Source organism: Capillibacterium thermochitinicola, from assembly GCF_013664685.1.
Classification (GTDB): Bacteria; Bacillota; UBA4882; order UBA10575; family UBA10575; genus Capillibacterium; species Capillibacterium thermochitinicola.
Genome location: NZ_JAAKDE010000029.1, coordinates 1 through 12,074, shown reverse-complemented (window position 1 = coordinate 12,074; position 12,074 = coordinate 1). Strand labels below are relative to the sequence as shown.

Below are 12,074 nucleotides of genomic sequence, written 5' to 3'. Positions count from 1 at the left end.
TCTTATACTACCACAAACACTTATTGATAACTGAGGAATTTACACACTAATCTGGACTTGATCCGAAGCATGCCCGTTACGAATGAATGTCGTAATGTATGGAATCGTTACATACTGTTAATCGCAAATTTTCTCCACTAAATAAAAACCTGGACCTACCATTCATAGATCCAGGTTTTCGTTTTCCTTAAATTTTATCTTTGTAAAACGAATATGTTCACTTACCCTAAATATCTTTCGCTTCGCCCCATAAATCATTTTGTGCCTTTTTGGCTGGTCTGTAAATATCGAAATAGTATATTAGCGAAGTAATTCCACCAAACAAAACAAAACCTATTACCCAACTCCTCTTATCTTCTGCAGACAACTTCGCTTCGGTCGCTAAATGCGTCAGCATTACAATCTGTAAAACAATTAATAACAATTTAAGCAAAACCAATAAATACCCCATTGTTTGAACAGCTCCTTAGCCTAATCAGCAAAATGAGTATGTTTGGCCAACTATTTCCAAAGTTTAAAGAGGATTTTCATTATTAGATGACCAAAAAAGCATGCTAATAATGAACATATTAAAGCTATATATACTATAGAGTCCACACCGGCAGCCTCTGCAATATAAAAACCAATGGGAACACCAAACAGCGGCCCCAACCCTCCAGACAGCCCGCCAATTAATCCCTCTTTATACCTGTATTCCTTCATTGTTCCCTCCTGAACATGATATTCTATCCCATAATATTTTTATCTTTGACTTCTTACAATCCAATTACTTATCTATTTCTCTCCAGTAATAATCCATCTTCCTTGTTCATCCAAATCCGTTTTTATTCTGGAATATTTAGAAAATGCGCGTGTAACCTCTCCATTTGCGCCGATCTGGGTTCCAAATCCGTTTTTATTCTGGAATATTTAGAAAATAGCTTGTCTATCTCTTCCTTTGAAAAAAACGAATGCGGCAGTCCTTTTTCTGGTCCAATCAATGGGATACAAGTGCCATCTTCCAAAGTCTCATGTTCAGCCATTATTGCCCAGTTCTTTATGCATTCCTCATCCGGCAATGATATAAACACTTTTCCCTTTTTCATCAGTGCATCATAAATCTTATTTAAAAGGGCAATTACCTTTTTCTTTTCTCCATGATAGAGAGCAGCATGGGATATAATTAGACCATAAGTATTTAGCGGATATTTATATTCGAACATATCAGCCAAAATAAATTTTCCTTGGTTATCAAGCAAATCTTTTGTCATCATTATTGCTGATTCGCTGGAATCAAGCCCAACTGTTTTAAAGCCTTTCTCTTGAAGGTACTTCAGATATTTACCCTGTCCACATCCAATATCTAATGCCAATTTGACTGGAAATGTTGAGCTTTCGATAAATGACATAAAGGAGGGGTTAATATCATCTTTAAGAGAAGCCCAAGCTTGTCCCCCCGCCAAATATTCTTTATAGATATTATCCCAAACAGTTCCTGACATTTTCTTCCCCCATCCTTCCTTGCCGGCCACGGATGGCCGGCTTCCCGGCGACCTATGTAATCTAACGTCTGCCGATTACCGACGGCCATGGACCTTAAAGCGCAGACCGGGCCTTAGTGCGATGCCATTTGAAATGATTTTTTACAATTAAGAAGAGGGAATAGTAGCCAACAATAGCCAGAGGATAATCGGGAACGTAACCAATTAATAATTGTAAGGTTCCAACCCATACTGCAAATAAAGTCAAGGCGTTGAAAAGATTCTTATTTACATCGGGATATTGGATTGACAATAATCCTAAGATTACTATTGTTGTTGGACATGGCATAAGCCCAAAAAATGAAAACAATAGATCCTTTGGTAAAAAAACAAACCCGTGTCCATAAATGTATGTCGGATACCAGAAACCAAATGCGACAAGTGGAATTATTAAAAAACGCCATTTGCTGCTCTTTGTAAAATTATAATTGGTTTTGGGGTTTTTGGTCTCCCGAATCCAATTAAGCAAAATATATGTGAGCAGAAGAGGCATAATTCCCCAAAACACTATACTCTGGATACCTATCTCTTGATAAAATCGATAGAACATATATATTCCTACGTATAAAAGTATCCATGAATAATTTACGGTAAACCAAAGACTAAAATAGTTTTTGCTTTTCTTCTTACCAATAAAAAGGGAACAAATGAGTAAAAAAGCTACAATATGAAAAACAGGAGCCAAGTAGGCGCCGATCCCTGTTTGATACTCGATTTGGATTTTATTAAACGCTCTACCGAAATCAGCAGGACTAAATCCGGTCACCAACTCTTCCTCCCATCAAAAATAAACTTTCACCGCAAGTCTGATAACGCCTGCCGATTGCCGACGGCCATGGATTTAAGTTTCATCAAGTTTTTTTTATAGTCATTTGCTTACTTTTTTGGCCATATAAATATCAGGTTTCCCTATACCATTTGCGTCTGGCATTACCCCTACAATAATAAAGCCCATTTTTTGGTAAAATGTAAAGGGGTGCCTTTTCAAATTCCTAATATTGGCTATCTTTTCATAAAGATTTTCATATAAATCGGTATTTGAGAGGGACGTAGAATTATCCTCATCATCAGTTCCTAACCAAATTGTCAATCCACCACGTTCTTTAACCTTCTCTTCTAAATCGTTTACCAAGGCTTTTCCAATACCTCGGCCCCTATACTCTTCCTTAACCACAAGCGGATGCAACTCCCATACATTCCCATTATACATGCTTATTCCGCCAATCCATCCCAGAACAACATTGTCATGGTTTATTGCAATTCGACTGATCTTATCTTCTCCAATTGACGCATACACTTCATCCCGTGCCAGTTCGATAGTCGGCCAAGCTGGAGATATATCCTTAAAACTTTCATACAAAAGTACAGCAGTTTGTTCGATCAATTCCTTGTTTTCTCTTTTTAAATCAATGATTTTCAATGTTCTCACCCACATTGTTATGTTGCATCTTATCTAGCATTTGCAAATCAACTTGTTTATACTGGATTTTTGTATTTTTTTATTTAGTAGGATTCTAATATTAAATCCTGATTTCCCATAACTTAACCTATACCAAAAGTAGTTTATGTACTCAACTATTCCGAAGATAAATATTCCAATGGCAATTATTAAGTCTTTATTGTTGCTTTTAATAATAGGCATTATGATAATTATCGCCACTGCTAGAACTATGTTTAATTGCCTAACAAAACTAAGGATTCCTATCGCCTTCCGGCTAAGGCTTTTTCTCTTAATTAACAATATATATCTATAAAACCAATACATGCTTCCTTGCAATAAGATAATTGCGAGATAAGAAAATGATAGTAAACAAGCCATTCCTAGATTTAACAATCTAAATAAAATAACAAATGTAATTAGGGCTGCAAATTCACCTATTGCCAGGTTTAACAACCGTTTCTCTATCTTCTTCAATTTATCACCCCAATGACTGCAAGGGCAGAGTGATTATTCTAAACATTTCCTCTTTTTCCTTAAATAGTATCATGTTTTCTAAGTCATGACAAGCGGTCGACGCCAAGTTGCCGGCCGCTTTCCAGCAGGGCGTCAACGGTACCATTTTCATACATATCGATCTGGTAATACCTTCCGATATTCTCGACGGCCTTTTGGGCAATTTTGTCAGGGAAGATATGGATGTGAACATCAAAAATTTTATATTTATTAATCAAATAGCATCATTATCCTTTTATCCACATTTTTTCAAAGCTTTCCGGCAAAACCTATATGGTCAATCTCTTCATTTTTCTATTTCCTACCCCGGCTCATGACCAACTTTGTCAGTTACTTTTTATCCCTGTAATAATCTAACACTTTAAGAGCAAATCTGCTTGATACGGTTGCTGGTCCTCCACCCATTTCTATCCCTACCTCAATAGCTTCAATTATTTGCTCTTCAGTTGCTCCTGAGTCCAAGGCTTGCTTGATGTGCCATTCAAGGCAAGACTCGCAATTCATTATTATTGAGATGCCAATCGCGATTAATTCCTTATATTTTTTCTCTAGTGCACCGTCGGAATAAGTCTTTTGTTCCATGTCGACAAAGGAACGATAAACTTTTGATTTGTTCATGAAATATGAATGAGCTCTTTTTCTGTCGTCAATAATCTTTTCGATTTTTTCGCGATCTTTATCATCCATTAATTATGTCTCCCTCTCCAATTATCATTTTTCTCTCCTTAAGCATATTAACCATTCTCTAGCAATCTCTATTCCCCTCCCATTTAAAGCGAACTTTGCCATAAGCTGCAATCAACAAAAACAAACCCGTGCCTATTTTTATAGCTCCGGGTTTTATAGATTAAACCAACCTTATCCCAAACAAAGCAAAAACCAGCAAAGTTATATTCCCAATGTTTCAACCAAATAATAGCATCAAGCCAATGCCCATAGAAAAACTAATGTAAATCTTTAAGCCGGAGGTAGGAATAACCTACTTTTTGGGGAAAAAAAGAGTCATGTTTCAGATCGGCCACCCCGGTCTTGGCTTGGCTTTATTTTCGGCAAACTTAACTCTATTTTATTTTAAAATATAAGGAGGAGCAAAGTGACACAAGAATTAGTGTTAATTCTCGACTTCGGCGGACAGTATACGCAACTGATCGCCCGCCGCATCCGCGAACTGCAAGTTTATTGTGAAATTGTCCCCTACAATGCAACCTATGAACAGATCCAAAAGATCAATCCCCGGGCCCTGATCTTCTCGGGCGGAGCCAGGAGTGTCTATGAACCCGGTGCCCCGGCGGTCGATCCCCGCCTTTACCAGATGGGTCTACCGATCCTCGGCATCTGTTACGGCATGCAATTGATGGCAAAAGATCTGGGTGGCGTGGTCGAGGCCACGGAGAAGCGCGAATACGGCAAAACGGCTTTATTGGTCAAAGAGGAAAACCAACTCTTTGCCGGCTTGCCCCAAGAGATGACCGTCTGGATGAGCCACGGCGACCTTGTCAAAGAGGTCCCTCCCGGCTTTACGGTAACCGCCACCACCGACAATACCCCCATCGCCGCCATGGGCAATCCGGAGGCCAACCTTTATGCCGTCCAGTTTCATCCGGAAGTCGTCCATACCACGCAGGGAAAGGTACTTCTCGCCAACTTCCTCTTTAAAGTGGCTGCCTTGTCCGGGACCTGGACAATGGAATCCTTTATTGAAAACACGGTTGCCCAAATCCGGCAAACCGTCGGGGAAAACGAACAGGCGGTTTGTGCGCTTTCCGGCGGGGTTGACAGTTCGGTCGCGGCTGTTTTAGTCCATCAAGCCATCGGTGACCGTTTAACCTGCATCTTCGTTGACCATGGGCTGCTCCGCAAGAACGAGGCCGAACAAGTGATGGCGACCTTGACCCGGATCTTTAAGATGAAAATCATCAAGGTGGACGCTGCCGAGGAATTTTTGGAAAAACTGGCCGGCGTGCGGGATCCGGAACAGAAACGCAAAATTATCGGCGCCGAATTCATCCGGGTCTTTGAACGTGAAGCCGCCAAACTTGGGAAAATTGACTATCTGGTGCAGGGTACGGTCTACCCCGACGTGATCGAGAGCGGCACGGCGACCGCGTCCGTCATTAAATCCCACCATAATGTGGGCGGCCTCCCCGAAGATTTACAATTCAAATTGATCGAGCCATTGAAATTCCTGTTCAAGGATGAAGTCCGCCGGCTGGGCAGTGAATTGCGGATCCCCGAGGAGCTGCTGTGGCGTCATCCCTTCCCCGGACCGGGCCTGGCCATCCGGATTCTGGGCGAAGTCACCCGGGAAAAACTGGCCATCCTGCGGGAAGCCGATGCAATCTTTATTGAGGAGATCAAAAAGGCCGGCCTTTACCGGGAGATCTGGCAAGCCTTTCCCGTCTTGCTCGATCTCCGCACGGTCGGCGTGATGGGCGACCAACGGACTTACGCCTACCCCATTGCGCTGCGCGCCATCACCAGCGATGACGGCATGACGGCCGACTGGTACCGTTTCCCCCATGAGGTACTGGCCCGGATCGCCAACCGGATCGTCAACGAAGTCCCCCATGTCAACCGGGTGGTTTATGACGTTACCACCAAACCGCCCGCCACGATTGAGTGGGAATAAAGTCCAATGACGTCCCAGGGGAAAAGCTTGACCACCTTTACCCAACGGTTTTCGGGGTCAAGCTTTTCCCTAAGCTCCCCCTTTCCCTTTTCACTCCCCTTTATCTTCGACTACAGCAATGGCGTCAATTTCAATCAGACATAATGGATTAGCAAGACCGGCCACTTTGAACGATCAGAAGCCGGCGAGGACGAAGAAAATCTTTCCAGGAAAGGCAGGAATTTTTCGTTGGGGCGCGAATTTTTATAAGCGAAAGGTTAAACGTTTAACTAAAGGTGGCCATTGCATGCGGGTAACAATCAAAGATATCGCGAAAAAGGCCGGGGTTTCGATTGCTACGGTTTCTTATGTGATTAACAACACCAAGCCGATTAGCCCGGAGACCCGCGCAAAAGTGTTACAAGCGGTCAAAGAGATGAATTACCAGCCCAACTTTAACGCGCGGGGCCTGGTCAACTACCGGACCAACCTGATTGGGGTGTTGATTCCCTACTGGGACCAGGATGCGAAACAGGGTCTAATGTTTGATAATCCCTTTTACAGTGAACTGGTGCGGGGGGTTGAAGTGGTTACTTCCCAGCACCATTACCATATTTTACTGATGGGACTGGGCGACCGGCCGCAGGCGGTCAGGGATCTGGTCCAACAGCGCGATCTGGACGGCTTAATTGTCGTTGGTGCTTACGAAGAATTGGTTACCTGTTTGGCCCAGATCAACATCCCGGTGGTCCTGGTCGACTCCTATGTAGAGGACAGCCGGTTTTGTACTGTCCGGATCGATGATGAATACGGCGGCTATCTTGCCACCCAACACCTGTTGGCCATGGGACACGAAAAGATTGGTTTTCTGACCGGTGAGTTGTTTCCCCAGGGAGTTGCCGAGCGGCGTTTTCAAGGGTATAAAAAAGCCTTAGCCGAACGGGGCTTAACAGTCAACCGCAAGTATGTTTACGAAACGAAGATTTCGACGCAGGGAGGCTACGAAGGGATCAGCCGTTTGCTCCAACAAGCACCCGAGATCACGGGCCTCTTTTCCATGGCCGATATTATGACGATTGGGGTTTTAAAACGCTTGCGGGAGACCAAGTGTCAGGTCCCCGCCGATTTGTCCATTGTCAGTTTTGACGGTGTCCTTTACCCCGAATTTCTCAAGCCGGCCCTCACCACCGTTGACCAGGATATCTTCGCCAAAGGGCGGATTGCCGCCACCTTGTTAATCAAACTGATTTTTGGGGAGGAAGTCGCCGCCTCTCAAGTGGTTCTTCCGGTTACTCTTGTGATGCGGGAATCGGTTAAAACATTGAGATCTTGAATGAAGGGATCACATAAAGGGTTCTCTGAATCATCAGGAAAGAATTTTTTGCCATTAAGATTAAACGTTTAACCATGATCTTAGACTTTGCCTTTAAATTAATTAAATATGGAATTAGTAAGTTATACTGCGCCGAGCTGTTCAGCGGGGAGGAGGTGAGCCGGCACTCGTTGGCTGCGAGGAAGCCAAAGAAGCGGTGAGGAGAATCGTCATTCGTGAGAAAGCGAAAAAGAGCGGTACAGGAGGTTTGACATGAAAAGACGGGTCGTAGTGATACTCTGCGTGTTACTCATGCTTGCGATGGAAAGTTTAGTGGCTGCCGACATTGACAACCTGCTGGTGGTGCTGCCAGGGACGATCCAAGGGGCTCTGGGTGGCGCGGATTGGGCGCCGGGGGACCGGATCACGCAGATGCAGCCCAAGGGGAATGGGGTATACGAATTTATTGCCGTCTTGCCCAAGGGGTACTGGGAGTACAAAGTGGCGATTAACGGCAGTTGGAGCGAGAACTATGGTTTGAACGGGGTGCCTCACGGACCCAACATTCCACTGGTTGTGCCGGAGGATAACTACCAAGTCCGTTTTGTCTTTGATTATAAAACCAAGGAGATTTTGGATTCGATCAATAGCGGGATCAAGCCTTATCCGACCCCGCAACAGATCCGGATTATCGGATTGAACATTAAGGACAATTTGATGAAGCCGGTCGGAGACGACCTTTACGAGTTGAAGGTCCGGGTCCCCAGAGGCCTTCACAGCTATCGGGTCCAGTATGACGGTTCGGACCAAATGATCTACGGTTACCGCGGTCAGCGGCAGGGCGAAGGGATTCCGTTGGTCCTGACGCAGGCGCAGGAGGTTACTTTCTACCATGACCTGGCGACGAATACGACCTGGGATTCGGTGAACTACATCCCGGTCGAGGCGGAGCGGATCCCAACCATTAAGGGCGAAGGCTTTGCAGACGTAGCGATGGAAGATAACGACAAGGACAATATTTACCGCGGCCAGGTTCGCCTGCCCGCCGGAAAGCGGAAGTATACTTTTAATATCTATATGGGTGCTGAATTGGTTGGGACCAAAACGATTCACTTCAATGAAGTTGCCGGCAATTATCCGGTCACTTTAACCTATGACCTGCGCACCAAGGAACTTTCTTGCGATTACATTGAAACCCTGGCAGGCTTGGACGGGAAGGTTGTAGCCGCAAGTTTGTACTATAATTCGCGGGATCACCAGTACAAGACCCCCTTTGGGGCGGTGCCGCAGGGAACCGAGGTGACCTTCACCCTTTCCGCGAAGGCCAATGACCTGGAGAGGGCGCGGATCGTTATTGCCAAAGAAAAGATCCACGGAAACCGGGAGAAGATCGAGTATCTGGAGCAAGTGAAATACCCCATGCAAAAGGTGGGATTGTCGACGGACAAGTCGCGGGAATTATGGCAGGTTACGGTCCGTTTTACCGACATGAGTGTCTACGGCTATTATTTCGAAGCCGTGGACGGCAAGGAAACTGTGGTGTATGCCAATAATACCCAGCCGATTAACATTGTGAACAACCGGATCCTCGGGACCGGCGGGGTGGGGAGCGCCTATGTGGCGGGTGATGACCGGATCATCTGGTTTAAACAGACGGTCTATGACCCAGAGTACCAGACGCCCGACTGGGCCAAGGATGCGGTGATCTACTATATCTTCCCCGAACGGTTCAAAAACGGGGATAAGGCTAATGATCCCGTCCCGGGGGTCACCAAATTCTACGGCAACAGAGATATTGAGTTCCACAAAAATTGGCTGGATAAACCGTGGGTTCCGGGGAATGCCGACGGGAACACCACCGACGATGACGAATGGTGCAATGATTTCTTCGGTGGTGACCTGGCCGGGATCCGGCAAAAGCTGGATTACCTCAAAGACCTCGGCATCAACACAATCTACTTAAATCCGATCTTTGAAGCGCCCAGCAATCACAAGTACGATACCGCCGATTACCACCGGATCGATGATAATTTCGGGACCGAAGAAGAGTTTGCCGCACTAGTAGCGGAGGCGAAGGCGCGCGGGATCCGGATCATCCTTGATACTTCGCTTAACCATTCCGGTTCCGACTCCATTTACATGGACCGTTACGGCAAATACAGCACCGACGGCGCTTTTGAGAAGGAAAAGATCAACAAGAACTCGCCCTACTATGACTGGTATGAGTTTGTCGAGGGCGCGACCAATCCGGACCAAGCATATCAGCAATGGGCCAACCCCACCTTGGCCAATCTAAAGGAGAGCGACAGTTACAAAAACTTCGCCTACCGCGATGAGGACTCGGTGACCAAATATTGGCTGAAGAAAGGGATTGGCGGGTGGCGGATGGACGTGACCCCGTGGGTTACCGATGAGTTCTGGCGGGAATGGCGGCGTGAGGTTAAAGCGACCAACCCGGATGCCATTACGATCGCTGAAACCTGGTTTGACGCCTCCAAATACTTCCTGGGTGATATGTTTGATTCGACCATGAACTATATCTTCCGCCAGGCCATGCTCGATTACGCTAACGGCCAACGGGCCCAGGAGACCCTTAATGTCCTGGAGATGACCCGCGAACACTATCCACCGCAGGCCTATTACGCGCTGATGAACCTGATCTCCAGCCATGATGTACCGCGGGCCCTCTTTGAGTATGGCTATAAGGACGAAGGAGAGAGCCCGGACGTCATCGAATTGGCGAAGCGGAAACTAAAACTAACCGTCTTCTTCCAGATGACCTACCCCGGCGCCCCGGCCATCTATTATGGGGACGAAGTGGGGGTCACCGGCGGTGAGGATCCGTTCAACCGTGGCACCTACCCGTGGAAGGAAGATGGCGGTAATCCCGACGAAGAACTTCTGGCCGAAGTCAAGCGTTTGGTTGCGCTGCGGAATAAGTATGCAGTCTTGCGTCGAGGCAGCGTGGAGCCCATCTATGTCGACAACCATGTGATCGTTTTCTGGCGGGAGGATCAAGACCAGGTTGCTGTGGTTGCGGTCAGCAACGCCCCCACTGCGCAGCAGGTTAAGCTTGACCTGCAAGAGTTGAAGCTGCCGGCCACATTTGTTGATGCGCTAAACGGGGAAGAGCTGACGGCGCGGAACGGGGTCTTGACCCTGACGGTGCCGCCATATTACGGCCGGGTTCTGATTGCGAAAAAATAAAGGTTTGGCATGCGGTAATGGGAAAAGGTCCGGAAAGCATAATTTTCCGGACCTTTTTTGGTGGAGAGTATCGGTGCTCGGCATTTGCCACCAAGGAGGCGGCCCGTTGTATCTGATGTTCGACTGTACTTCCCTTTTCTATTTGATAGTTCAAGAATATGACGTATAAAATTAAGGTGAAAAATTAAATTGTAAATCCCAACAAGATGATTAAATTATTTCGGTTCATAACCGTCATATCTATACTTTTATACCCTACCCCAAAAGTCCAGTCACCCGCATACATGCCTAGTCTAATCCCCACATCATGTATTAATGATTCGATTCCCCACATTATTCTATGTTCCCCAGACAGAATCGCTCTATTATGCAAAGCGTTATAAATATCCATGCATATAACAGTGTTGTTGTTTATGCGATATGAAATACTTGGCCGGAAATTGTTTATACTTTGATATAAAAACCCTATTCTCAGCTGATCTGTTAAATTATATAAACCACACAGGTCAATCTGTTCATCAGTAAAGCCGTTGCTATGTACCTCATATCGTCCGTTTATGCCAACTGAAGTCTTTCGATTTATTTTTCTTGCTAACGATACTACATACCATTCTTCAAGCACATTCCAACTTCTAAGCCTTGTAATATATGAAAACCCTGCTGAGATGTTATTGAAATTTTTATTGAAAGCAAAGAAAGACCTATACCCCATTTGATCTTTCTCGTTAACGGTTAAGGTAAAATGAATGTATTCGCCGTCTATCTGAGTTAGCCCAGCTGGATTCCAATAAACAGCTTCCACACTATCAGCTAAGCTGATAAAAGCACCACCCATTCCAAGAGGCCTACTACCTACACAGCCCTGTGCAGGAATTGACACCATCAGCAGAAGTTTACAAAGGACGTCGATGATTATCGCTTTCTTCATTTTATTAGAGCCTCTTTTCTACTTTAACCCTTCTCTAAATAAATTATCCTGCTTTGTTCAACCTTTATCTTTCTCGGCAAATTGCAGATCGCGTTATCTTCATGATTACCTATTCGACATCATGAATCGACTTTCCGCGCCCTGAAGCGCATTGCCGATAACGTTTAATAGACGACTATTACATATAAATTCCATGTTAAATATAATAACCTAATAAGGTTCATAATTTATATCAGTCAGTTTCCTCCGACTCACATGTTTATATTTTTCTGTCGTCTTTAACGACGCATGGCCTAATATGCTTGAATATATCTAAGATCGGTTCCTCCTTCCAACAAATGAAGTTCGTAACGCATGAAAAAGTGACTCTTAGCCGATTTGTAATACTACAAATCGTTACCATTCTTATACACCCTAGTTAAATATTATCATTTCATTTCGGCACTAACCTTTATTTTCCTGCCTTTTATGTCAATTATGTATCTCAAATTAAAAATCCTGGCCGCTCTTCCATCGCTCCAGGCGATCAAGTCCAGATTAGTGTG

General features: G+C 45.0%; 11 protein-coding genes. 3 read left to right on the top strand and 8 right to left on the bottom strand.

Features of this window, described 5'->3' with window-relative positions:
- Window positions 1–226: 226 nt before the first annotated feature.
- The 7 genes from G5B42_RS10465 to G5B42_RS10435 form a co-directional block, all read right to left on the bottom strand.
- On the bottom strand, window positions 227–451 hold the full coding sequence (locus G5B42_RS10465) for a hypothetical protein (RefSeq protein WP_181340425.1): 225 nt from the start codon (window positions 449–451) through the stop codon (window positions 227–229).
- 50 nt (window positions 452–501) lie between these two features.
- Window positions 502–702 (bottom strand): hypothetical protein, encoded by a 201-nt coding sequence (locus G5B42_RS10460; RefSeq protein ID WP_181340424.1) that lies wholly within the window; start codon window positions 700–702, stop codon window positions 502–504.
- 122 nt (window positions 703–824) lie between these two features.
- On the bottom strand, window positions 825–1,511 hold the full coding sequence (locus G5B42_RS10455) for a class I SAM-dependent methyltransferase (RefSeq protein ID WP_181340423.1): 687 nt from the start codon (window positions 1,509–1,511) through the stop codon (window positions 825–827).
- 64 nt (window positions 1,512–1,575) lie between these two features.
- A complete protein-coding gene (locus tag G5B42_RS10450) occupies window positions 1,576–2,286 on the bottom strand; it encodes a DUF6064 family protein (protein WP_181340422.1) in 711 nt (236 codons plus the stop codon).
- Window positions 2,287–2,388: 102 nt separating this feature from the next.
- Entirely contained in the window at window positions 2,389–2,940 is a 552-nt protein-coding gene (locus G5B42_RS10445; RefSeq protein ID WP_181340421.1) for a GNAT family N-acetyltransferase, read from the bottom strand.
- A gap of 578 nt (window positions 2,941–3,518) precedes the next feature.
- A complete protein-coding gene (locus G5B42_RS10440) occupies window positions 3,519–3,692 on the bottom strand; it encodes a hypothetical protein (protein ID WP_181340420.1) in 174 nt (57 codons plus the stop codon).
- 112 nt (window positions 3,693–3,804) lie between these two features.
- Window positions 3,805–4,161 carry a carboxymuconolactone decarboxylase family protein gene (locus tag G5B42_RS10435; RefSeq protein ID WP_181340419.1) on the bottom strand — a complete coding sequence of 119 codons (357 nt, stop codon included), beginning with the start codon at window positions 4,159–4,161 and terminating at the stop codon, window positions 3,805–3,807.
- Between the two features lie 406 nt (window positions 4,162–4,567).
- Here G5B42_RS10435 and guaA point away from each other — a divergent pair, with 406 nt between their 5' ends.
- From guaA to G5B42_RS10420, 3 genes are all read left to right on the top strand, one after another.
- The gene (gene guaA, locus G5B42_RS10430) at window positions 4,568–6,103 is read left to right on the top strand and encodes a glutamine-hydrolyzing GMP synthase (RefSeq protein ID WP_181340418.1); all 1,536 of its coding nucleotides are present in this window, start codon (window positions 4,568–4,570) and stop codon (window positions 6,101–6,103) included.
- 286 nt (window positions 6,104–6,389) lie between these two features.
- Entirely contained in the window at window positions 6,390–7,415 is a 1,026-nt protein-coding gene (locus tag G5B42_RS10425) for a LacI family DNA-binding transcriptional regulator (protein WP_181340417.1), read from the top strand.
- A gap of 252 nt (window positions 7,416–7,667) precedes the next feature.
- Entirely contained in the window at window positions 7,668–10,601 is a 2,934-nt protein-coding gene (locus G5B42_RS10420) for an alpha-amylase family glycosyl hydrolase (RefSeq protein ID WP_181340416.1), read from the top strand.
- 184 nt (window positions 10,602–10,785) lie between these two features.
- On the opposite strand, the gene G5B42_RS10415 is transcribed toward G5B42_RS10420, so the two are convergent.
- The gene (locus G5B42_RS10415) at window positions 10,786–11,529 is read right to left on the bottom strand and encodes a PorV/PorQ family protein (RefSeq protein WP_181340415.1); all 744 of its coding nucleotides are present in this window, start codon (window positions 11,527–11,529) and stop codon (window positions 10,786–10,788) included.
- Between the last annotated feature and the right edge of the window lie 545 nt (window positions 11,530–12,074).

Bases quoted from the DNA above. Each gene is read 5' to 3' on its own strand.
- G5B42_RS10460 (WP_181340424.1), bottom strand. From the start codon at position 702: ATGAAGGAATACAGGTATAAAGAGGGATTAATTGGCGGGCTGTCTGGA.
- G5B42_RS10465 (WP_181340425.1), bottom strand. From the start codon at position 451: ATGGGGTATTTATTGGTTTTGCTTAAATTGTTATTAATTGTTTTACAG.
- G5B42_RS10415 (WP_181340415.1), bottom strand. From the start codon at position 11,529: ATGAAGAAAGCGATAATCATCGACGTCCTTTGTAAACTTCTGCTGATG.
- G5B42_RS10425 (WP_181340417.1), top strand. From the start codon at position 6,390: ATGCGGGTAACAATCAAAGATATCGCGAAAAAGGCCGGGGTTTCGATT.
- G5B42_RS10435 (WP_181340419.1), bottom strand. From the start codon at position 4,161: ATGGATGATAAAGATCGCGAAAAAATCGAAAAGATTATTGACGACAGA.
- G5B42_RS10420 (WP_181340416.1), top strand. From the start codon at position 7,668: ATGAAAAGACGGGTCGTAGTGATACTCTGCGTGTTACTCATGCTTGCG.